Annotated in this window: 20 protein-coding genes; 9 read left to right on the top strand and 11 right to left on the bottom strand. The window is 49.8% G+C overall.

Features of this window, described 5'->3' with window-relative positions; translation table 11 throughout:
* Positions 1-29 precede the first annotated feature (29 nt).
* Both ACYVAD_RS23005 and ACYVAD_RS23000 read left to right on the top strand, forming a co-directional pair.
* Entirely contained in the window at positions 30-1,250 is a 1,221-nt protein-coding gene (locus tag ACYVAD_RS23005; RefSeq protein WP_461141889.1) for an NADP-dependent isocitrate dehydrogenase, read from the top strand.
* A 139-nt stretch (positions 1,251-1,389) separates the two neighbouring features.
* A complete protein-coding gene (locus ACYVAD_RS23000; RefSeq protein WP_461141966.1) occupies positions 1,390-1,752 on the top strand; it encodes a Dabb family protein in 363 nt (120 codons plus the stop codon).
* Between the two features lie 73 nt (positions 1,753-1,825).
* Here ACYVAD_RS23000 and ACYVAD_RS22995 read toward each other — a convergent pair whose 3' ends face one another.
* The 3 genes from ACYVAD_RS22995 to ACYVAD_RS22985 all read right to left on the bottom strand — a co-directional run bounded on the left by ACYVAD_RS22995 (position 1,826) and on the right by ACYVAD_RS22985 (position 3,508).
* A complete protein-coding gene (locus tag ACYVAD_RS22995; protein ID WP_461141888.1) occupies positions 1,826-2,266 on the bottom strand; it encodes a VOC family protein in 441 nt (146 codons plus the stop codon).
* 159 nt (positions 2,267-2,425) lie between these two features.
* Positions 2,426-3,010, bottom strand: a complete 585-nt coding sequence (locus tag ACYVAD_RS22990) for a YcxB family protein (RefSeq protein ID WP_461141887.1) — start codon at positions 3,008-3,010, stop codon at positions 2,426-2,428.
* A gap of 93 nt (positions 3,011-3,103) precedes the next feature.
* Entirely contained in the window at positions 3,104-3,508 is a 405-nt protein-coding gene (locus ACYVAD_RS22985; RefSeq protein ID WP_461141886.1) for a DUF4783 domain-containing protein, read from the bottom strand.
* Between the two features lie 177 nt (positions 3,509-3,685).
* Between ACYVAD_RS22985 and ACYVAD_RS22980 the strand changes: the two genes are divergently transcribed.
* Positions 3,686-4,198 (top strand): phosphoribosyltransferase family protein, encoded by a 513-nt coding sequence (locus tag ACYVAD_RS22980; RefSeq protein ID WP_461141885.1) that lies wholly within the window; start codon positions 3,686-3,688, stop codon positions 4,196-4,198.
* A gap of 100 nt (positions 4,199-4,298) precedes the next feature.
* Here ACYVAD_RS22980 and ACYVAD_RS22975 read toward each other — a convergent pair whose 3' ends face one another.
* Together ACYVAD_RS22975 and ACYVAD_RS22970 are read right to left on the bottom strand one after the other, a co-directional pair.
* A complete protein-coding gene (locus ACYVAD_RS22975) occupies positions 4,299-4,475 on the bottom strand; it encodes a hypothetical protein (protein ID WP_461141884.1) in 177 nt (58 codons plus the stop codon).
* Positions 4,476-4,564: 89 nt separating this feature from the next.
* Positions 4,565-7,540, bottom strand: coding sequence for a DEAD/DEAH box helicase (locus ACYVAD_RS22970; RefSeq protein ID WP_461141883.1), 2,976 nt, complete (start codon positions 7,538-7,540; stop codon positions 4,565-4,567).
* 441 nt (positions 7,541-7,981) lie between these two features.
* Between ACYVAD_RS22970 and ACYVAD_RS22965 the strand changes: the two genes are divergently transcribed.
* From ACYVAD_RS22965 to ACYVAD_RS22955, 3 genes are all read left to right on the top strand, one after another.
* Positions 7,982-11,233, top strand: coding sequence for a SusC/RagA family TonB-linked outer membrane protein (locus tag ACYVAD_RS22965; RefSeq protein ID WP_461141882.1), 3,252 nt, complete (start codon positions 7,982-7,984; stop codon positions 11,231-11,233).
* A 34-nt stretch (positions 11,234-11,267) separates the two neighbouring features.
* Entirely contained in the window at positions 11,268-12,833 is a 1,566-nt protein-coding gene (locus tag ACYVAD_RS22960; protein WP_461141881.1) for a RagB/SusD family nutrient uptake outer membrane protein, read from the top strand.
* Positions 12,834-12,944: 111 nt separating this feature from the next.
* Positions 12,945-14,048: a DNA alkylation repair protein gene (locus ACYVAD_RS22955; RefSeq protein ID WP_461141880.1), complete on the top strand. Its 1,104-nt coding sequence runs from the start codon at positions 12,945-12,947 to the stop codon at positions 14,046-14,048.
* A 22-nt stretch (positions 14,049-14,070) separates the two neighbouring features.
* Here ACYVAD_RS22955 and ACYVAD_RS22950 read toward each other — a convergent pair whose 3' ends face one another.
* Both ACYVAD_RS22950 and ACYVAD_RS22945 read right to left on the bottom strand, forming a co-directional pair.
* Entirely contained in the window at positions 14,071-14,304 is a 234-nt protein-coding gene (locus ACYVAD_RS22950) for a hypothetical protein (protein WP_461141879.1), read from the bottom strand.
* Between the two features lie 153 nt (positions 14,305-14,457).
* Positions 14,458-15,462: a YpdA family putative bacillithiol disulfide reductase gene (locus tag ACYVAD_RS22945; protein WP_461141878.1), complete on the bottom strand. Its 1,005-nt coding sequence runs from the start codon at positions 15,460-15,462 to the stop codon at positions 14,458-14,460.
* A gap of 180 nt (positions 15,463-15,642) precedes the next feature.
* Here ACYVAD_RS22945 and priA point away from each other — a divergent pair, with 180 nt between their 5' ends.
* Positions 15,643-18,168, top strand: coding sequence for a replication restart helicase PriA (gene priA, locus ACYVAD_RS22940; RefSeq protein WP_461141877.1), 2,526 nt, complete (start codon positions 15,643-15,645; stop codon positions 18,166-18,168).
* 85 nt (positions 18,169-18,253) lie between these two features.
* On the opposite strand, the gene ACYVAD_RS22935 is transcribed toward priA, so the two are convergent.
* Both ACYVAD_RS22935 and ACYVAD_RS22930 read right to left on the bottom strand, forming a co-directional pair.
* The gene (locus tag ACYVAD_RS22935) at positions 18,254-18,799 is read right to left on the bottom strand and encodes a YceI family protein (RefSeq protein ID WP_461141876.1); all 546 of its coding nucleotides are present in this window, start codon (positions 18,797-18,799) and stop codon (positions 18,254-18,256) included.
* Positions 18,800-18,879: 80 nt separating this feature from the next.
* Positions 18,880-19,479, bottom strand: a complete 600-nt coding sequence (locus ACYVAD_RS22930) for a TetR/AcrR family transcriptional regulator (protein WP_461141875.1) — start codon at positions 19,477-19,479, stop codon at positions 18,880-18,882.
* Positions 19,480-19,799: 320 nt separating this feature from the next.
* On the opposite strand from ACYVAD_RS22930, the gene pyk reads away from it, so the two are divergent.
* Positions 19,800-21,236: a pyruvate kinase gene (gene pyk, locus ACYVAD_RS22925; protein ID WP_461141874.1), complete on the top strand. Its 1,437-nt coding sequence runs from the start codon at positions 19,800-19,802 to the stop codon at positions 21,234-21,236.
* A 218-nt stretch (positions 21,237-21,454) separates the two neighbouring features.
* Here the strand turns inward: pyk and ACYVAD_RS22920 are convergent, their stop codons facing one another.
* Together ACYVAD_RS22920 and yihA are read right to left on the bottom strand one after the other, a co-directional pair.
* Positions 21,455-21,928: a DUF5606 family protein gene (locus ACYVAD_RS22920; protein ID WP_461141873.1), complete on the bottom strand. Its 474-nt coding sequence runs from the start codon at positions 21,926-21,928 to the stop codon at positions 21,455-21,457.
* A 135-nt stretch (positions 21,929-22,063) separates the two neighbouring features.
* Positions 22,064-22,690: a ribosome biogenesis GTP-binding protein YihA/YsxC gene (gene yihA / locus ACYVAD_RS22915; RefSeq protein ID WP_461141965.1), complete on the bottom strand. Its 627-nt coding sequence runs from the start codon at positions 22,688-22,690 to the stop codon at positions 22,064-22,066.
* 240 nt (positions 22,691-22,930) lie between these two features.
* On the opposite strand from yihA, the gene ACYVAD_RS22910 reads away from it, so the two are divergent.
* Positions 22,931-23,401 carry a thioredoxin family protein gene (locus ACYVAD_RS22910; RefSeq protein WP_461141872.1) on the top strand — a complete coding sequence of 157 codons (471 nt, stop codon included), beginning with the start codon at positions 22,931-22,933 and terminating at the stop codon, positions 23,399-23,401.
* Positions 23,402-23,405 lie beyond the last annotated feature (4 nt).

The raw sequence follows: 23,405 nt of genomic DNA, 5'->3' as shown, positions 1-23,405 counted from the left end.
TCCTTTTAATCACTCTTTACCCAAGTACAATGGAAAAGATTAAAGTAGCGAATCCGGTGGTGGAACTGGATGGCGACGAAATGACCCGCATCATCTGGAAATTCATCAAGGACAAGCTGATTCTGCCCTACGTTGATGTTGATATTAAATATTACGACCTCGGCATCGAGTACCGTGATGAAACCAATGACCAAGTAACCATCGACGCGGCTAACGCGATCAAGGAATACGGGGTTGGTATCAAGTGTGCAACCATCACGCCCGATGAAGACCGCGTTAAAGAATTCAATCTGAAGCAAATGTGGAAGTCGCCGAACGGCACGATCCGCAATATTCTGGATGGTACCGTGTTCCGCGAGCCGATCGTGATGAGCAACGTACCCCGTCTGGTTACGAACTGGACGGCGCCGATCATCATCGGTCGTCACGCGTTTGGGGACCAGTACCGCGCTACGGATTTCGTCGTACCAGGACCTGGTAAACTGACGATGAAATTCGAAGGCGAGGACGGTACGGTGATGGATTTCGACGTCTATCAGTTCAAAGCTGGCGGTGTTGCTATGGGCATGTACAACGTTGACGAGTCGATCCGTGGGTTCGCCCGGGCCTGCTTCAACGTAGCGTTGGACAAAGGCTGGCCGCTGTACCTGTCGACCAAGAACACGATCCTGAAAAAATACGACGGTCGGTTCAAAGATATCTTCCAGGAGATTTACGATGCTGAGTACGCAGGCAAAGTTCACTACGAACACCGTCTGATCGATGACATGGTCGCATCGGCACTGAAGTGGAATGGTAACTTCGTATGGGCCTGCAAAAACTACGATGGCGACGTTCAGTCGGATACCGTAGCGCAGGGCTTTGGTTCGCTGGGTTTGATGACGTCGGTACTGGTTACGCCAGACGGCAAAACGCAGGAAGCCGAAGCTGCTCACGGTACGGTTACACGCCACTACCGCGAGTATCAGAAAGGTAACAAAACATCGACGAACCCAATCGCGTCGATCTACGCCTGGACGCGTGGTCTGGCTTTCCGGGGTAAACTGGATGGCAATCAGGATCTGATCGACTTCGCTAACGCCCTCGAAGCGGTTTGCGTAGAGACCGTTGAAAGCGGTAAAATGACGAAAGATCTGGCTCTGTCAGCTTTCCCAGCCGGCACGAAACTGGTAGCTGGTGAACACTACCTGTACACCGAAGAGTTTTTAGAAGCCCTGGACGAGAACCTGAAAGCCAAACTGGCAGCCTAGTTTTCGCTTGTGTAAAAAAGGAATGCCACCGCGTCTAACGGTGGCATTCCTTTTTTAGTAGCTTTATTCCCTAAACCAAAACAACCTTATGAAACTCATTGCTTCATTCTTTGCCTTATTTCTGACCATTTCAACCTCAATGACATCCATTGCCGCGACAGAGGTTGATCCGCCAAAAAAAACCATGAAAGCAAACCAGGTTCAACACATTGTGCTGTTCAAGTTTAAGCCCGAAACGACACCCGAAAAGCTGAAAGAAATCCTGACGGCTTTTGAAGCGCTCCCATCTAAAATCAAACAGATCAAAGGGTTTCAGTGGGGCACTAACAATAGTCCCGAAACTCACGCCCACGGCCTGACACACGCCTTTATTCTGACCTTCGACAACGAGAAAGATCGGGACGATTACCTCCCCCACCCAGCCCACAAAGAGTTTGGTACTATCGTTGGTCCCTGGCTGGCTGACCTGACCGTAGTGGACTTTACGAATCAGGCTAAGTAATAAGCTTAAAATATACTCATACAAAAAGGGGCTCTTGCAAGAGCCCCTTTTTGCATTCAATCGATAGACTGTTTTACCGATGATCAGCAGTGATGTTGATCATCCAGTTGATCCCATATTGATCGGTTACCATACCAAATGTATTTCCCCAGAACTGTTTCTGCAAAGGAGACGTAACATGCCCGTTTTCCGCCAGCTGGTCAAAATATCCGCTTAGTTTAGCTTCGTCGACCCCTTCGAGTGATAGACTGAACTGACCCGTGTTTTTTACGTCGGTATGGTGCGGATTATCGCTGGCTAACAGCTCGACATCGCCATTCAACTTGGCGTACATGATTTTATCTTTTGCTTCTTCGCTATTAGCCTTGGGGTCTTTATGCGCCCCTTCCGGGCTGTCGCTAAAGGGTACCAGCGTTAACTCACCACCAAAAACGCGCTGGTAAAACATCATGGCTTCCCGGCAGTTTCCACTGAAAAACAGATGCGGGTTTATTTTAATGGATGCTGACGACATAGTTTACGCTCTATTGACAACCAATGGTTACGGACGACATCCTGTCCAGCTTATCAAAGGCTACGATCAACAGGAATTACTAAAAAAAAGAATCCTGCTCCAAGAGTGGGGCAGGATTCTTAAACTATCGACTGTATGAATTCATACAGTTTGTCTCCATTATTTCACGGGCTCCGCGATGTTTTCGCCAGCCAATAGTCCCTTACGCTTTAGGAGCGCTTCGGTGAAACGTAGATCGTTATCGCTGGTAAAAATTGAAAAGGGCAAATACAGAAACTGCGCTTTAGCTAACCCTTTGGTTACTGTCCTTGCCAGCCAGTTGGCTTTTATGCCTTTCATCGACTCGCTGTTATCCAGGTAAAGAATGTACGCATCTTTCTCCTTGGCGGCACCGCTAATCTGCGACCACTTCAGGATACCCCCTTCTTTTGCGTTGATACGCATCAGAATCTGGCGGCTATCGATCTCGTACACATACTTCTGAAACAAAGGTTTGCTTTGCTCCATTTGCGTGATCCCGGTAATCTGAACAGCCCAGAAAAGAACGTACAGAACAGTAAGAACGAAAATAACAATAGCAGGCCAATAGTGGTCAAAGGTACCGCTTGCGTAAAGAGCGATGTTCAGAATAATCAGCCCCAGTGGTATAAACAACCACTTCCAATTTTCTTTCAGCCACTGCCGCAGCGCAATGTTTATATACGTTTTTTGTTCTAGGGCGTATTTTTTCGTCTTAACAATCATGTCACTTCAAAATGAAGCACAAAGATAAGTTGATTTACGATTTACGACCTACTTCGCTACGGTAGCTTGCTGAAATAGCCGCATTTGTCGGCCTTAGGCGTGCCGGAAATGCACTGCGTCGATTACGTACGGCTGGTTCGCCGATTTGTGCATGAGTACATAAACAGCGTAGGTCTGGCCGTTGGCTTCGTAGGAGCCGCTGCTGTACTGCATGTTGTCGGATGTGCCGCGATGAACGAACCGGAAGTGGCGGGGCGGGTTTTTCCGGAAAAAGGAACGGAGGATCATTTCGGCGTGCGTGGCCTCCACTTTCGTGAAGTTGACCCGTTCGGAATCGATGATTAGCTCAATTGATTCGTCAAAATGATCTGATAAGAGATTGGCATCTCCCTGGCTCATGGACGAACGAACAACTTCGTTCATTGAGACAGGCAACGTAGGCCTTTCCGGCCTGGCCCATAGCAGGGCGGTCAGCAGTAATCCGGTGAAAAAATTCATATAAGTTTAAGTTTGAGGAGATTTATCCACACAATGGCGAAAACTATGCCAAACCATAAAGTAGCTAGACTGGGCCGTTCAGTATATTTATTAAACGTAGCAAGTGCCTGCCAAACAGTTCTTTTTTATTGGCGGCAAAGTTTTTCCCATATTTGATGCCAGTATTCATTTCGTGCTATGACTAGTACCGCTCCGACACTCATTCTCAACGCTGAACAGATCCGTCAGAAAATTAGACGCATCGCTTTTCAGATCTACGAAACCAACTTTGAAGAATCGGCAATCATACTGGCCGGTATTGCTGGTGAAGGCTTTGTGCTGGCGCAGGCGCTCGCCGAAGAGGTTCGTTCGATTGCGCCTTTTTCCGTAGAAATTGTAGAGCTGACCCTGAACAAATCGCAGGTTGCTCAGCCAGCTGTCTCCATTACGCCTACCGACTACGTATATACGAATAAGGTCGTGATTGTGGTCGATGACGTACTCTACACCGGCCGAACATTGGCATTTAGCTTACAGCCTTTTTTGAGCGTTCCGCTGCATAAACTCCAGGTAGCGGTGCTGATTGATCGCAATCACCCGCGCTACCCCGTTGCCGCTGATTATAAAGGGTATGAACTCAGTACCACCCTGACTGAGCACGTCGATGTGGTCCTGAGCGACGAAAACCGGATGGGGGTGTATTTGACATAAAGGAGGAAGGGGAGGAGGGGAGAAAGGAGGAAAGGAAAACATAGGAAGATAATTCTGTGTCAGATTCCTTTCCCCCCCTCCTCCCCTTCCTCCAATTCTTTTACGCCCTTGTACTGCGGATAAGGCCGACACCGGCGAAGAAGAAGATACCGCCGATAATAACGTATACGAACGAGGCTTGAGAAACGCCCCCTTTGGTGAAATCGATTCCGCCGTAGATCAGACCAATCAGCCCTGCTAGTGTCAGGATTATTCCGAGTATACTTTTGACATTCATGACGTTTGTGTTTAGTGAATACGTATTGTCAAAAGCATAACTGACTTTGCGGCTGACCTTCCCAAAACTCTTTCCTGTTGCCTGCTTTACTATTCGAGCAGCACGAGAATATCCTCTTTCGTGAGCGATTTCATAAAGTTTTCTTCCGTCGTGATTAGGCTACCGGCCAGTTGCTGTTTCGCCCGCTGTAACGACAGAATTTTCTCTTCTACCGTATTCTTGGCAATGAATTTGTAGGTAAAGACCGTCTTCTGTTGACCAATGCGGTGCGCGCGGTCAACCGCCTGTGCTTCAATGGCCGGATTCCACCAGGGGTCCAGGATAAAGACATAGTCGGCCGCCGTCAGGTTGTGTCCTAGCCCACCCGCCTTGAGCGAAATCAGGAATAGCTTTACCGACTCATCCTTTTGGAACATGTCCACCTGCTGCTGACGGTCAGTCGTGGAGCCATCCAGGTAAGCGTATTTGATATTCTTCTCTTTCAGGTACTGCCGAACAACATTCAGGTGTTTGATAAACTGACTAAAGACCAGAATTTTATGATTCTCGATCATAGCCGTTTCAAGGCGCATCAGCATATCGTCCAGTTTACCCGAATCGCCTTCGTAATCCGCATCGACCATACGGGGGTGATTAGCGATCTGCCGTAGCTTAGTCAACCCCTGTAAAACGACCATCTGCGACTTGGCCATTCCCTCCTCCTCAATTCGTTCCAGAATCAGGTTGCGGTAATACGACTTGGCTTCTTCGTATTGTTTCTCCTGATCGGGCGTCATTTCGCAATAAAGTACGCTTTCTACCTTTTCGGGCAGATCCGTGGCAACCTGCGATTTGTTACGCCGAAGCATGAACGGCTTAATGAGGTTGTACAGCCGGGCCGTTTTCGTTTCGTCGTGCTTTTTCTCTATTGGAATCTGAAACTCATTTCGGAAAAACGCCTGACTTCCCAGCAGCCCCGGATTGATAAACGACATCTGCGACCAAAGATCCATCGTACTATTTTCTAAAGGTGTTCCCGTCAGAATAAGTCGGTTGGACGTATTGAGCTGCATCACCGCTTTAGTGATGTGCGACGATGGATTTTTGATCGCCTGCGACTCATCCAGAATAACGTAATTGAATCGATATGGGCTCAACAAATCAATGTCGATGCGAACGATACCGTAGGAAGTCAGAATCAGATCGTAGTTGTCAAACTGGGCCGTGTTTTTCTCCCGATACGTACCCGTATAAACCATAATGCGCAGCTCAGGGGTAAACTTACGGGCTTCTAGCTCCCAGTTGTAGAGCAGCGAAGTCGGCATCACCAGTAAGCTTGGCTCGGTAGCTCCAGCTTCCTTCTGGCCCTGGAGCATCGCCAGCGTCATAACTGTTTTACCCAGCCCCATGTCATCGGCTAGGCACCCACCAAACCGATATTGACGCAGGAAGTTAATCCAGTCGTAGCCAGCCTGCTGGTAAGGACGCAACGTACCATTAAAATGAGTCGGCAACGCAAAATTCTCAATCTCTTCAAAATCACGCAGGCGCTCCAGTTTCCGACTCATTACCGTCGTCGCCAGATTATCCCGTTCCAGTTCCTGCACCAGCGCCAGGTGTTGTTTCTGCAAAACAAACTGATCGCCGTCCCAGCTATCCAGCCCGTCACCGTTACGTAGTTCCAGAAAGCCAAACAGCTCGGAATATTTGGTGAACCAGGCTTCCGGAATAACCGCGATCTCGCCATTGGGCAGGGTAAACTCCTGTTTTTTGTTCAGAATCAGCGTACGCAGTTTCAGGAAAGGAATCTCGAACTCACCGAACCGGACGTTTGCATAAATGTCGAACCAATCCCGCCCTTCTTCAATAGACAGATCAATACTGGAGTATCCCAGAAAATACCGCTTGGGATCTTCGTCATGCTGACGTAACAGAAAGCCGTTTTCCTGCACCAGCGAGCTATTCTCCGATAGCCAGGAAAAAGCTTCCGTTTTCGGGAGGGCCAGCCGACCATGTTTTAAGTCAAGTCCTTTCTCCCGCAGGAATGTCAGTTGCTGCCGTTCGTAACGCTGATCCCGACGAATTTTGTGAAAGATATATTCCCCATTCTTCGCTTCCAGACTTACGTTAGCCGCCGGACCGAAACTGTCGAAGCGGAACGTAAAGTCACCGTACTGAAACGATAGATCAAAGACGATTTTCTGACCTGTGTCGGTTTCGTATTCAGTAAGATCAATTCCGGCGGTGGCTGTTACGGTCCGATTTACAGTCGCCAGTTCCGAAACAGTAATGATGGGTACGGGTAGCAGATTTTCACCCCGTATCTCAAATCCTTCGGGAAAGACATCGTACGACGCAATGAGTTGCGCGACAAAACGCTCGTAATACTGGTGCTCCAGTGCCCGTGGAATTACGATGTGATTTTTATTGAAGAACGGACGTAATTTTTTTCCATCCACGTTCTTGCTGAAATGATACAGGCAGTTATCAACCAGCATATACGCTGGTTCGTCGCAGATCATCAGCGCATCGCGAAACTGAAATTTGACCCGATCGGTCCCCCCCGCGCTGTTGGGATAGCGGATGATGGGAAAATAATGAGTAGCCTCGGCCAGACGGTGAACATGAAAATGCACTTTAGCAGGCTGTGGCATCCACTCGATAGGTGCCCAGGCAGGATTACCGTCGTTACCCATGACGTAAAAAGGGCGACCTGCCATCAGACTCATAATCTGCCCTTTCATATTTTCCAGGTAGCCGCAGATAGTGTCCTGCAGTAACTTATCCCCTTTCTGCGGGTCGTATACCTTCAGCAGGAAGTCGACGGCGGGCAGGCGTTTCGTATTGAATTTCTTGACGATCGTATCCTGCTGAATGCTGTCAATCAGCTTAACCAGGTCAAAATCCCGCTCACTCAACCCCTGCGCAAATTCCCCTACGTTCTGCGTCGACAACGTCTGATTTTGTAGTGTCAGCTCTCCCCGGCTATTACGCTGTACCACGAACGCTTCAATCAGGTAACCCAGAAACTCATGCTCGAGCAGGGAGTAGACAATCTGGAAGGGCTGGGTCGGATAAACTCTCATACGTACGCGCAGCTATCAGTTAACTGACAACCGATTAGACGGAATAAATAAGGGCTTGAACAGGTTGCTGAACTTCAGATGAAGTGAAGACTGGCTTACCAAAAAAGCAGCATCAAACTGCTCACTTTTAGCTATTTACAGCTAAACTCAGGTAACCAGAAGTCTCAAATATACAAATCAATCTAAAACGCGCAACGAGCTATTCGTCAAAAGAGAACGAATGCGAAACAGAATCAGGGGAAGTTTACTGAATGGTCAGCTTACCACTTGTCACCTCTTCTGGTCTGATTCTATCTTAACCAAAACAGACTTTAAATATTTGTTAAAAAAATTTAATAAATCGATGAGTAGTTCTACGGCAACTAGTCTTTTCACCCAGATAAGCTCTCTCCGAGCTTGTTCCAAAAACCTAAAACAACTGCTTTCTGCAGTTCAGTCTTTATGGAAAAACCTTTACCGTTATCAGGTAGGGCAAGCAGGCTTCTACGCCACTCCGTTTCGCCCATTGCATTAGCCATTGCCTGTTTGACAGCCAGTCAGGCAATGCCATCGAATGACCCGGACGTTCTGGGTAAGCGTGCCACTCGATTCCTGACTATTAACACGATTCAAGTTGATCGTACGGTTACGGGCCGGGTTGTTGACGAAAAAAATGAAGGATTACCTGGTGTTAGTATCGTTGTTAAAGGCACGCAGCGGGGTACAGTAACGGCCGCCGATGGTTCGTACAAACTGGATGTTCCTGATGCCGGTGCTACTCTCGTATATTCCTTCGTAGGGTACAATGCTCAGGAAATTGCCGTTGGCTCGCAGGCAACGCTTAACGTAACGCTGAAGGCCGACGATAAAACGCTGGACGAAATCGTCGTTATCGGTTACGGTACTGCTCGTAAATCGGACTTAACAGGTGCTGTATCGGGTATCAAAGAAGCCGAGCTCCTCGAACGTCCTGCTCCATCGCTCAACCAGCAACTATCAGGTCGTCTGCCTGGCGTACAGGTAAATACTAACTCCGGTCGCCCGGGTGGTCGGACAACGGTTCGTATCCGTGGTTTCAGCTCGATCAACTCGTCGAACAACCCGCTTTACGTAGTGGATGGCGTTATGCTCCCACAAGGTACTGGTGACCAATTCAGTAACCCGATCGACTACATCAACCCCAACGATATTGTCAACGTTGAGGTCCTGAAAGATGCGTCGTCTACCGCTATCTATGGTGCGCGGGGTGCTAACGGGGTTATTCTGGTTACCACCCGTAAAGGGAAAGCTGGAGAAAGCCGTATTACGTACGATGGTCAGTTTAGCGTTAACACGATCGGTCCTAACAAACCGAAAGTACTGAACGCTAAAGAATATCTGGCGACTGAAGACCTGGCTTATGCAAATATGGCCAAGTACGATCCCGTCGGCTGGGCCGCGGGTAAATGGACGTATCTGGATCCAGTCGCTCGTCGGCGCTCGTTCAGTGCCGCTCACCCAGGCGTTTTTGACGCCAATCTGAATCCGCTGTACGATACCGACTGGTTCAAGGAGTCGTCGCAGAACAAACTGTCGCAAAACCATCAGCTCGGTTTTAGCGGAGGTAACGAGCGTACGCAATACTCGGTTTCGCTGAACTACCGCGATGATCAGGGTCTTATCAAGACTTCGTACATGAAACGGTATTCGGGCCGGTTTACGTTGGACGATCAGGTGAAGAAATGGCTGAAAATTGGTGGAACGCTGAACTATAACTACCAGACTGAAAACCTGGTGGATATCAACGACGCCGTAGCCCGCCAAATCGTGGAAGATTTCCCGTTCCTGCCCGTACGGTATCCGGATACAGGTATCTTAGCCGAAAACCGGGATTACCCATACGCCGAAGGTACCATGAGCTCAGTGCACCGGCTGCTGGATCGCCGTTACATTCAAAACACCCAGACCATTCTGGGTAGCTTATTTGCCAACATCAGCCTAGCCAAAGGTCTGGAGTTTCGGTCGGTATTAGGTACCAACGTACAGACGCAGGAAATCAACCAGTCGCAATCCCGCACACTGAACATCGGTGGTAACGGAAACGCGTCGGGTAACAACAACCGCACAAATTTCTGGTCGCTGGAAAACTACCTGACCTATAACAAGCAGTTCGGAACAGACCACTCGTTCACGGGACTGTTGGGTATTTCCTGGCAGGAAACCACCCGGTTTGGTATCGGGGCCAGCGTGAGCGGTTTCGCGACGGATTACTTTGGCTTCAACAACCTGGGAGCCGGCGCTACGAACCCATCGGTATCGTCGTATGCGGATCGCTTTGCCTTTAACTCGTATTTCGGCCGGATCAACTATGGCTTCCGGGACCGTTACCTGTTGACGTTCACAGGTCGGGCCGATGGTTCGTCGAAGTTTGGTGAAAACCATAAGTTTGCTTTCTTCCCCTCGGCGGCTCTGGCCTGGCGTGTATCGGAAGAAGACTTCCTGAAAGGCAATTCGATCATCTCGAATTTGAAAGTTCGGAGCAGCTATGGACTGACAGGTAACTCTGAGATTCCTCCTTATGCATCTCTTTCGTTGCTTAGCTCTAACTACGCAGCCGTCTATGGCGATACACGGGCCGGTGGAACGGGGATCTCTCGTTTGGCCAACCCTGATCTGCGCTGGGAAAAAACAGCACAGACCGACGTGGGCGTCGAAATTGGTTTGTTCAAAGGCCGGATCTCGCTGGAAGCAGATTACTACTACCGTCTGACGACCGACATGCTGCTTGATGCGCCCGTACCACGTACCAGTGGATATGGCACCATTCGTCGTAACGTCGGTTCGATGCAGAACCAGGGCTTTGAGTTCGGTTTGAACACGGTAAACGTTAACAATGGTAAGTTTAGCTGGAACACTACCTTCAACATCTCGTTGAACCGCAACAAAGTATTGACGCTGGCTACGCCTTCGGATATCTTTAACGTAGGTGGTCCTAACTTCACAAACCCAACTAACGTTATCCGCGTGGGTGAGCCAGTTGGTTCGTTCTATGGTCTGACTCGTCTGGGTACCTGGAGTGAATCTGAGCGTGAAGAAGCCGCTCGGTTCACTAGCTACCGGAATGGTCTAACGATTCTGCCGGGTGATATCAAGTACCTGGACGTAAACGGCGACCGCGCTATCACCGATGCTGACCGTAGCATCATTGGTAACGGTAGCCCAAAAGGTTGGGGTGCTATGACGAACAACCTGCGCTTCGGCAACTTCGACGCTACTCTAGAACTTCAGTTCATGTATGGCAATGACGTCATGCTGATGAACTTGCACGCTAGCGAAGACCGTCAGGCACTGGCTAACAGCTACTCGTCGGTACTGCGCGCTTGGACGCCATCGAACCAGAACACGCCTATCGCTGAGATTCGGGACACCCGTGCTGGTTACGTAACTAACGTGGATAGCCACTGGATCAAAAATGGTTCGTTCCTGCGGGGCCGTAACCTGCTCTTCGGTTACACCTTCCCGGCTGAGGTCACCAACAAGCTGAAAATGAACCGTCTACGCGTTTACGCATCGGCGCAGAACTTCTTCCTGTTATTAGAAGATCCAATCGTTGGCGATCCAGAAGTAACACCAACGAACCAGGCCGCTGGTAACAGTGCTTTCTCGCAGGGCATGATCTGGCACAACTACCCAAAACCAACAACGTACTTAGTTGGCCTACAGATCGGTCTGTAATTTACCAACGCATTTTGTTTACTGACTTTATCGTATGAGACATACACTCACTAAATACATTAGCCAAGCGGTTCTGTGCGGGCTGGCCCTGACCGGTCCCGTTGGCTGCTCGGACTTTCTAAAGGAACAGGCTCCTTCTAACTTGAGCCCTAGTACGTTCTACACGATTCCAGACCACGCTGAAGCGGCTTTAGCGGCTACCTACGCAGGTACCCGTTTTATGGGCGGTGACGCAGGCATCTTCTCCAGTAACTGGCAGTTGCTGGAAGCGTTGACCGGAACCTCAACTACAGAAACCGCGCAGAACTCCGATCTGAATAACCTTTATGGTCTGGTTCACGATGGGAATACGGCCCACGTCGTAAACTACTGGAACGGTCTGTACACACTGATTGCGAACGCCAACTTGGTGATCGACAAGGTGCCGGGAATCACGCCAATGGATGCAGCTCAGAAGGCCAAAATTCTGGGTGAAGCCCGATTCCTTAGAGCGACGGCTTACTTCACGGCCGTTCGGCTGTGGGGCGATGTCCCGCTGATCACGACGCCCCAGTCGGCGGCTTCTGCTGACTTCTTACCAGCGCGCGCTTCGCAGGAAGACGTGTATAAGCTGATTGTTGATGACCTGACCGCAGCAGAAAGCGCAGGTCTGGCCTGGATGGATGTGAGCGGTCGCGCTAACATGGCAGCCGTGAAAACGCAGTTGTCTAAAGTGTACCTGACAATGGCCGGGTTCCCACTCAGCAAAGGCGCTACGTATTACAAGCTAGCAGCTGACAAAGCGCTGGAAGTAATTACCTACGCGAACGCCAATCCATCGGTGATCAACCTGTTTTCGACCTATGAAGACGTACACCGGGAGAGCACTAAAAACCGGGTGGAGCATCTGTACATGGTCCAGTATAACACGGCTGTGGAGGCTAACCGGATGGACAACTTCTATCCGAACTTCAAACCGGTAACCTACAACGGTCCCGGCGGAACCGGGAGCTCGGTACCAACGGCGGCTTTCTATGCTTCTTACGAAGCGGGTGACCTGCGGGCTAAAGATCAGGCTGGTTATTTCTATACCACCTACTATACCAACGGTAACGGAGCACCGTTCTCGCTGGGCGCGCCATATGTGTTTAAGCACTTCAACCGGACTGCCAACGGTACGTCGGGTGTAGCGGGTACTCGTCAGAATAACCTGAACGTACCGCAGATTCGCTTTGCCGAAACTCTGTTGATCTACGCTGAAGCGCAGAACGAAGTGGGTGGTCCAAACCAGGCGGCTTACGACGCGATGAAACGTATCCGTGACCGGGCAACGCTGACAACACCAGCGCTGGGTACGTTCACGCAGGCTACGTTCCGGGAAGCCGTATGGCGGGAGCGCTGGCACGAGCTGTGCTACGAACAACTGACCTGGTACGACATGGTGCGGCTACGGAAGGTGTACAACGAGAAAACCAATGGTTTCGACAATTTCGTGGGTCACGTGAACCTCAGTTCAAACCGGCCACTCCAGGAAAAACACCTGTTGCTGCCGATCCCTCGTCAGGAGTTGTTGAACAACCCGAACCTGAAGACGCAGAACCCAGGTTATCCTGGTGCTTAAGCTGATTCAGCGATAAACAAAAAGGCCCCGACTACTCAGTCGGGGCCTTTTCGTTTGGTGTTTATGTCTGTTACGTCCGACCTTCGCGCATCCAAGTAACCCGCCCCTTTTATGAGTAGCTTGCTCAAAGATCTGTATTCCGTTGAGTTCTATAATCGCCTGGCCGACTCCTTCGGAAAAAGCATTCCTGACTTCAATAAGTCGACGTTCCTAGCGCTTATTTTTCAGGATGATTTTGAGCTGAAAGAACTGAAAGGACGAATGAAGCACACAGCGAACGTACTTCATCACTTTTTACCGACTGCTTACTCCCAAGCAGTCGCTCTACTACCAACTGTCATTCCGCAGCTTCGGACGGATGGCTTTCAGGATAACCAGTTGGAGTTCATGTTCCTGCCCGACTATATTGAAACCTACGGGCTGGACTACTACGATCAATCCATAAATGCTCTTGAATACCTAACGCAGTTTGTGAGCTGTGAATTTGCCGTACGGCCGTTTCTGTTGCGGTATGGCAACCGGATGCTTGACCAGATGACAGCCTGGTCACGGCACGACAGTTACCGGGTGCGTCGGTTAGCCAGCGAAGGAAGCCGCCCCCGTTTGCCTTGGGCAATGGCGGTACCGATGCTCAAGCAAGATCCACAACCCCTATTAGAGCTCCTGGAGAACTTAAAAAATGACCCGCATCCGTGGGTTCGGCGTAGCGTAGCGAACCATCTGAATGACATTGCGAAAGACCACCCCGAGTTGATTCTACGTATTGCCAAGGATTGGCGCGGTGTTAGTCCAGAAACCGACGCGATCATCAAGCACGGCTGCCGAACGCTGCTGAAACAGGGTCACCCGGACATACTGACGCTGTACGGGTTATCGGGCGAGAACCTTCACCTGTCTGATTTTACGATTCAAACGCCCGCCGTTCAGATCGGTGACAACCTGGTCTTTTCGTTCACGGTCCATAACGCCCAACCGCTACCGCAATTGGTCCGGCTGGAATATGCGGTCTACTACCGCAAACAGAATGGGCTGTTCGGAAGGAAAGTCTTCAAGATTAGTGAGCGGGTCTACCAGCCAAACGAACGGGTAGCTATCAGCCGAACCCATCGATTCAAACCAATAACTACCCGAACCTTTTATACGGGTCAGCACAGACTATCAATTATTCTGAACGGTCAGGAAAAAGCCATTCAGTCCTTCGAACTGATTCGTTAGCCTTTATCTGACGATCTGACGCTTACTTCTTACAAGTCGTTACGACGCTGAGGCTACTCGTGTTGATGGTGTTGGCTTTGATGTAATCGGCGACTTCCCCATCACCACAGACCCGCATCTCGTTGCGGTTGACCTGCTGCCCCTGGCCGTTGTACGTCAGCGTTTCACAGGTCTGACAATCTTTTTTCCGGAAGGTGCCGCCTTCGCAGGCCATCAGCCCCACCAGCGCGATTATTGATACTGCGATTCGTTTCATAGTGTATCGGTTTTCGTAACCTAGTTCTTCTTAACCAGGTTTTTCGTAAACCGGCACAAAAATAACGAAATCATGCTAGGCTTTCGTGGGCGAGTCGCAAGGGATCGTGGGCTGAAAGAAGACCAGCATGATTCGCATCTAAATAATCTTGTATCAAATTCGCTGGATCAGCTCGGCCACTTTATGTACCTCCCGGCCCAAGATGTGGTCGATGATAGACTGGGCGTGCTCGCGACCATTTTCGATAAAAACCTTTTCGGTATAAATTCCGGCCAGTACCGTCCCACAGACGTATAATCCTGGCACATTCGTTTCGAACGTTTCCTTATCGTACACCGGCACCTGCGTTTCTGGATTAAGCTCAATACCACAACGACGTAACAAATCAGCATCGGGGATATAGCCCGTCAGCACGAGCACGAAATCAGCGGGAAGCTGGCTTTCTTCGCCCGTTTTCTTATTCATAATCGTTACGAATTGCCCATCGATTTCGGTTACGCACGAATCGAACACCGTTTTAATCCGACCTTCCTTCACCCGGTTTTTCACGTCGGGAACCAGCCAGTATTTAACGGTGCTGCGAAAATCTTCGCCCCGGTGCACGATCGTTACGTTCACGTTATGCCGATACAGTTCCAGTGCGGCTTCGACGGCGGAGTTCGACGCGCCCACAATCACGACATTCGTGAACGAATATTTGAAAGGTTCGTCGTAATAGTGCGTTACGTGCGGCAAGGTCTCGCCGGGCACATTCAGCCAACGGGGCCGGGTGAAGTAGCCCGTTGCCATAATCACCTTCCGGGCGTGATACTGATCGCCCACTTTCGTCGTGACCGTAAACAGATCATCGTGCTTCACGACGTCCCAGACTTCCTGAAATAATTTGAAATTCAGATCGTAATAAGCAGCCGCTTTACGGTAATACTGGAGCGCTTCGTTACGTCCCGCTTTTACGTCGGAAATAGCGAACGGTAGTCCGCCGATTTCAATATTTTCGGCCGTCGAGAAGAAACGCATCCGGCGGGGATACTGCCGAATCGACTCCGTTAGGCTACCCATTTCCAGAATAAGATGGCTCAGCCCGGATTTGGCTGCTTCGATCCCAGCCGCCAGCCCACAGGGCCCACCACCAACAATAATTACGTCGAATATCTGCATAGTTACACGGGATAACCTTACTGCCAGCTCGTTGCTACGGCAACAGGTTATACTGATGTAACAACCGAAAAGCCGCCAAAGGTTGCGTTGGTTCCCTGCTTTTTGTGACTGCTGCCGAACTCCTTTTCTGCGCACGGGGTTTGTCTTATCTTTACTAAGCTGTACTGCCTGTAGCTCGTTGTGGAAAACTTACCCAATACCCTTTTTTCCGGAATTGACATCGATGAAGTCACCGTCTTCGCCGACCTGATCCTGCCCATACCCGTACCCAGACTGTTTACGTACCGGGTACCCAGGGGAATGGCTGATCTGTTGAAAATCGGGGCTCGGGTTATTGTCCCTTTCGGAAAAAACAACGGACGGGTGCTGACGGCCATCGTAGCCCGGCTTCACAACTCCCCCCCGACCAACTACCAGGCTCGCTACATCACCGAAGTCCTGGACGAATACCCACTCGTAACAGGTTACCAACTGGAGCTTTTCCGCTGGATGGCGGAATACTACATGTGTTGCGTAGGCGACGTCATGAACGTAGCGTTACCATCGGGACTGAAAATTTCAAGTCAGTCGAAAGTGCAGTTTAACCCTGATTTTGATTATCCCGAACTGCTGACGGAGTTTGAAGAAGCGCTACTGACCGAACTCAAAAAACAACCGGCCCTCACCTACGATGAACTGGCCCGGCTGGCGGGCTCGGGCACCAACGTACCAGCCCTGATCAAATCGCTGGTGGGCAAAAAAGCGGTGATCGTATTCGAGGAAGTCCGCGAGAAATACGTACCCAAAATGGTGCGTAAAATCCGGCTCAACCGCAATTACGAACAGCGTGAGCAATTGCTGGTCTTGCTACAGCGGCTCGAAAAACTGCCCAAGCAGCAGGAAGTTGTGATGCGTTACCTGAGCCACGTACCGCTGCAGCGCAGCCCGGAACTGAATGAACGAGGACTGGACAAGACGATTCTGAATCAGGACGACGAATTATCACAATCGTCGCTGACGACGCTGATCAAAAATCAGGTTTTCGAAACCTTTGAGATCATCCAGCCCCGCTTTTCGGACAACGAAGCTCCCCAGGCCGAAATCAAACTGACGGAGGCCCAGCAAGCCGCATCCGATCAGATTATGGCGCAGTTCGAGCAACAGAACGTCGTCTTACTGCATGGCATCACGGGCAGTGGCAAAACCGAAGTGTACATCAATCTGATTCAACAGGCGTTGGGTGGTGGTTCGCAGGTATTGTACCTACTTCCCGAAATCGCGCTGACGACCCAAATTGTTGTCCGGTTGCAGCGTGTCTTCGGTGATAAGATGGGAATTTACCACTCCAAATTTTCGGACAATGAGCGGGTCGAGGTCTGGAAAGGCGTCGTGTCGGGGCAATACCAGTTCGTGGTAGGCGTACGTTCAGCCGTGTTTCTCCCGTTTGATAACCTCGGTTTGATCATCGTGGACGAAGAGCACGAGACCAGCTACAAACAGCACGACCCGGCTCCGCGCTACCACGCCCGCGACGTAGCGATTATGCTCGCGCACTGGCAACAAGCGAAGGTACTGCTGGGATCAGCTACACCCTCCATCGAAACGTATTACCAGGCCCAGCAGGGTCGCTACGGACTGGTGGAGTTGTTCAGGCGCTTCGGCGATGCGACATTGCCCCGGATCATGCTGGTTGATACCAAACAGGAGAAGCGGCAGAAAACCATGAAAAATGAGTTTTCGTCGGTCCTACTCGACGCTCTGGAACAAAACCTGGAGCGAAAAGAGCAAAGCATTCTCTTCCAAAACCGGCGGGGCTACTCCCCTTATATGCAATGTGAGGACTGCGACTGGACCGCCGAATGCCCTAACTGCGCCGTGAGTCTGACGTATCACCAGCGTGATGCTGAATTACGTTGTCACTACTGCGGTCATAAAGAAAATGTGCCTAGAGTCTGCCCCGTCTGCGGATCAACCAAAGTAAAAACGATTGGTTTCGGTACGGAGAAGCTGGAAGACCAGCTCCAGATTACGTTTCCCGGCTCACGGATTTTACGGATGGATCTGGACACGACCCGCGCTAAAAACGCGTATCAGCAGATCATTCAGGAGTTTGAAAGCGGTCAGGTCGATATGCTCGTCGGTACGCAGATGATCACGAAAGGGCTCGATTTCGACAACGTAAGTCTGGTCGGTATTTTCGACGCCGACCGGTTGATTCACTTTCCCGATTTCCGGGCGACCGAGCGCTCGTTCCAGATGCTGACGCAGGTGAGCGGCCGAGCCGGACGTCGGGCCGGACGGCAGGGCACGGTGTTGATTCAGACGGCCAACCCGCAACAGTCAATTCTGCAAAAGATCATCGAAAACGATTATAAAGGGCTATATACCGAAGAGATTCAGGAGCGGCAGGATTTTAATTACCCCCCCTTCTGCCGACTTATTAAGCTGACCGTACGTCATACGGACAAAGCCATCAGTCAGCGGGCGGCCGATCGCCTGGCGGCTGAGCTGACTGACGCGCTGGGCAGCAGCCGCGTGCTGGGTCCCGAAGAACCACTGGTAGAGCGCATTCGCAATCAGTTCCTGTTTGATATTCTTATCAAACTGGAGCGCGAGAAAGTAAATATCAAAGCCGTCAAGTCCTTTATTCAGGAACGTATCAACGATATCCTGATTGATAAAGGGCTCCGGCAAGTTCACGTTGTCGCCGACGTTGACTGTTTGTAAGACGTAATGCTTAAACGTAAAAGCGAAGCGGCTGGTGGAAAACTCCACCAGCCGCTTCGCTTTTACTAGTTGGTCATGTAGTGCTTTACGCCTGTTTGGTCAATTGAATGTTGGCAATCAGTTTGATGTCTTCGCCCAGTGCCAAACCACCTGTTTCGGTCAGAGCGTTGTAGCTCAGACCAAACTCTTTCCTATTCACAACGCCTGTAATCTCGAAGCCAATTTTTGTCTGTCCGTAATTGTCTTTGGCTGAGCCACCGTATTCGGCGTTAACCGTAACCTCTTTCGTTACGCCGTGCATTGTCAGGTTGCCGGTCAGTTTATACTGATCGCCTTTAACCTTGTTGAATGAAGTCGATTGAAAGGTGATGTACGGATAGTTGGCTACATCGAAGAAATCGGTTGATTTCAGGTGTGTATCCCGCATTTCCTGATTGGTATCGATGCTGCTTACGTCCAGAGAGAAATGAATTTCGGCGTCATCAAAATCCTCATCGTCGCCCGTCGTGGCAGTACCACTAAACTGGTTGAATGCCCCCGTTACCGTCGAGATAACTAAGTGTTTTACTTTAAATTGTACTTCTGAGTGCGTGGGATCTACAGCCCATTTAACCGCTGTTTCTGTTGTCATGGTACTTGGTATTGACGAATGGTACTTAAAACTTAAACTATGGAAATAAAACTAACACTGTTACGTAATAGGCAAAAAAATTAGCCGAGTGCTTTGATGAATCCGCGAATGGCATCCTGTAACACCAATTCCTGTACGGGATCCAGCTCGCTTTCTTTTCCAACCATTTGAATCGATACTAACCCGTGCAGGATGGAACAGTAAGTATGGAACTTCAGAAAATAATCAACCTCCGGCTGGTTACTTTCGGCGACGGCCCGCTGTATTACCGATAGGATGACATCGCTGTATCGTTTTACCTCAGCTACTCGATTGACGGTTTCGCAAGCGGGTATGCCCAGCCCAAACATTAGCTGGTAATATTCCCGGTTTCTAAACGCAAACTCCCAATACGCTTTCGCAATGGCTTCTAACTGAGCACTAGGTGTCTGCTGAGCATCCCGGGCAGCCTGTAACTTCTCGGCCAGGAGGGTAAAGCCCTGCTTGGTAAACTCCAGCAGAATGGCATCCTTATTCTCAAAATGACTGTAGATAACCGGAACGCTGTACTCAATGGCATCCGCAATCCGACGAATCGACAGTGCCGACCAGCCCTCCTTCTCAACGACCTCCCAGGCCGCTTGCAAGATGCTGCTTCGGACTTCCAGCCGTTGCCGTTGTTTGCGTTCTACAATACCCATTTATACCTGCTTGGTTATCTTTTATAACGGTGTTAACCTTGGCTACTTCTTTATAGTTCCAACAATCATCAACTTATTATCAGCTTATGTATGTCTTAGCACGTGAATTGACCACCAGATTGTAATGACCCGACCTTGAGTCAATTGAGTTAGTCCGTAAGTTGGTATATTTACGGTCGTTTAGTCAGTGTTATTTGGCAGAGCAGGGTGTAGCAGATTTGGCTACGTCCGTAAAATTTCTGTGAAGCCGACTGTAAATTTGCCCATCCGGTTAATTTTGCAACGGCTTTCGGCCCTTTGCCCAATTTTTCCCGTCCCTCATGTCTAAGAAAACCAAGATCGTGGCCACCGTTGGTCCGGCTTCCGAAACAAAAGAACAATTGCTGGCACTAGCCAAAGCTGGGGTAAACGTTTTCCGGCTTAACTTCTCCCACGGCACCCACGAAGATCACCTGATGCGGCTTAATCGCATTCGGGAAATCAACGAAGAACACCAACTAAACCTTTGCATTCTCCAGGATTTGCAGGGTCCCAAAATCCGAATCGGTAACGTCGAAAACAAAGATGGCGTTTTAATCGAGGCAGGCAATGAACTGGTTTTCACGAACGATGATATTATCGGCACTGCCGAACGTGTCAGTACGCCCTATAAGGACATGTACAAAGACGTTCATCCAGGCGAGCGTATCCTGATGGACGACGGCAAGCTGGAAGTACGGGTTATTCGTGCTGATGGTACCGACGTAGTAACTGAAGTTGTCTATGGTGGCTCGATGAAATCGAAGAAAGGCGTTAACCTGCCCAACACGAAAGTTTCGATGCCAGCCGTTACCGAAAAAGACTGGGCTGACCTTGAATTCGGTCTGGAACATGACGCGGAATGGATTGCGCTGTCGTTCGTTCGCGAGGCTTCCGAAATCCTGGAAATCAAAGATTACATCAAGTCGAAAGGCAAGAAGAGCCGGGTTATTGCCAAGATTGAAAAGCCCGAAGCTATCCAAAACATCGATGCGATCATCGAAGCAACCGACGGCCTCATGGTTGCCCGCGGTGACCTCGGGGTTGAATTGCCAGCCGAAGAAGTGCCGATGATTCAGAAAATGCTGGTCGAAAAATGCAACCGGGCCGCGAAACCCGTTATTGTGGCGACGCAGATGCTGGAAAGTATGATCGACGCTCCTCGCCCTACTCGCGCGGAAATCAACGATATCGCGAACTCGGTAATGGATGGTGCCGATGCCGTAATGCTCAGCGCCGAAACAGCTTCGGGTAAATACCCGATTCTAGCCGTAGAAAGCATGGCTAACACTATCAAGCAGGTAGAAGCCTCAACTAACAAAATCTACTTCCGCTACCACGCTCAGGTCAACGAAACCCCAACCGAAAACGCGATCAATGACAACGTCGTCATGAGTGCGTGCCGGTTAGCCCGCGACACCCAGGCAAAAGCAATTATTGGTATTACGAATTCGGGGTACACCGCCGTTCGCCTGTCGCACCACCGTCCTAAAGCGGACTTGTACGTTTTCTCCAACGATGCCCACCTCCGCAATACGCTGGGTCTGTACTGGGGTGTTCAGGTTATGCCATACGAGCCCAACCTAGAACAAACAGTCGATCAGACGGTTGAGGGCATCAAGCAAACGCTGATTACGCAGAAGAAACTAGCCTCAGGAGACATTTTCATCAATACCCTGAGTATGCCACTGACTCAGGCTCGCCGGACGAATACGGTGAAATTGAGCACGGTAGATTAATATTTCAGATAAAATAGAAACGACGTAAGAAGAAAGGTTTGTCAGGCAAAGTGCCAGCGTCCTTCCTCTTACGTCGTTTCTATTTTATCCAATTCCTGAAAACACTAAAAAGCCGCGAAACCAAGGGTCATCGCGGCTTTTCTGTTCTCACTGAAAATGGAGACTTTTTTGATTAAAGTCTAACTATCTATTAGATAACCAGACTAAATCAAAAGTGATTATGCTTTTGTTTCTTCTTCCGTCGTTTCGGCTGCATCTTCGGTTGATGTCGGAGCCGTTTCTTCCGTCGTTGTCTCGAATACCTCGGGGGCGTACTGACGAAGGATAGAGTGCCAGGTAATCAGCTTCTTAATGTCGGTAGGCCGCACACGTTCACGGTCGTAACTGGGCACAACCGACGCCATAAATTCAGCCAACTCGTCGTTCGACCCTTTCGGATCAGCCGTTAGATTATCGCCGTATTTTTCGCTGATCGCCAGCAGCACCTCGCTCAGCGGAATCGACTGTTCGTCGTTATCATCGACGTAGATCGAAATATCGTTCAGAACCGACACGCGGGCCGTTGGTCCCATCATGGTCTTAGCCTTCTTATCATCCAGGGACTCCACGATAACACCGGCCCGGCCAGGTTTCAGAATCCGGTATAAGCCGCTGTAACCGGCAACGTTGGCAATCTGCTTTAATGCTTCCATAGGTACTCGTAATAAACTGGTAACGTCTGCTTTAGGCGACGTATTGCTTGTTTAGGGGATTACTTGTTTTTAGAATGTGCGTCAACGACCACGCAAATGTGGCCTACTCAGGCCTAAAAAGCGCCCTTCGTTTCGTTAATACCGCTTTTTTGTTTTCTCATTCTGCCAGAACTCTTCGTTCAACGGACGGATAAACGACAGAATCTCTTCGCGGCCAACTGCCGTAACAGCCGACGTAACGAACATCTGTGGTATGTCCTCCCAGGTCTCCAGCAGCTTGTTTCGATAGTTTTCGACTGTCGTCTGCAACTTGGTTGGCCCAAGCTTCTCGGTTTTGGTGAATACAACGACGAACGGCAATCCCCGATCGCCCAGATTTTCCATGAAATCGAGATCAATTTTCTGCGGTTCGATGCGCGAGTCAACCAGCACAAAAATACACAGCAGATTAGGCCGTCCTGTCAGATAGCCGTCAATCAGAGCCGCAAATTTCTCCCGATCGGTTTTACTAACCTGCGCATAGCCATAACCCGGCAAATCGACCAGATACCAGTCGTTATCAATAATAAAATGATTGATAAGCTGGGTTTTACCGGGTTTGCCCGAAATTTTGGCCAGTGACGTACGACCCGTCAGCATATTAATCAGCGATGATTTGCCAACGTTCGAACGGCCAATAAATGCGTACTCGGGCCGGTCGGGCTTGGGGCATTTGGCGGGATCGGAGTTACTGACGAGAAATTCAGATTGTTTGACGGGCATGACGTTGACGACTAAAATGGCCGCAAAGTTCGTAAAGATTACGCAGAATGGCACGTAACCTGCTTGATCCATTCGTACCTGTCGGCAACAAAGTCTAACAAATCAGCCTGGTCATTGCTATTATTCAGTTGGTCAACTAATTTGCTATGCAAAACAAGCGGCCGCTGGAAACGAAAGCCGTCAGCTGGTACGTTATACAGGCAGAAAACCATTTTAAGACCACCGGTTTCCGGTTCGACTATGAAAAAAGTGTTTTGGGTACTAATCCTTCTGATTGCCGGACTCGGCACTGTCCCGACCGATGCCGCCCGACGGACGATTGACGTAAACAAAGCCGGTGACAAGAAACCCACCGCCAATGCCGAAACAGGAATCAAATTCACGGATGCTTCCTGGAAAGAAATTCTGCAAAAAGCGAAAGCCGAGAAAAAAGTAATTTTCTTTGATGCCTACGCAAGCTGGTGTGGCCCCTGCAAAATGCTGCAGAAAAACGTCTTTACGCAGAAGAGCGTAGGCGATCTGTACAACAGTAAGTTTATCAACGTAAAGATGGATATGGAAAAGGGCGAAGGACAGAGTCTGTCAGCCGTTTACCCACTGGAAGCTTACCCTACGCTGATGTTTATCGACGGCAACGGACGGGTGATCAAGAAAGTAGTTGGCTACCAGTCGCCTGAAGATCTGATTGCTATCGGCAAAAGCGTTCGATAAACAG

It is taken from the genome of Spirosoma pomorum (genome assembly GCF_054776615.1).
The sequence above is the reverse complement of the archived record's forward strand: the minus strand, read 5'-3'. Positions and strand labels throughout refer to the sequence as shown.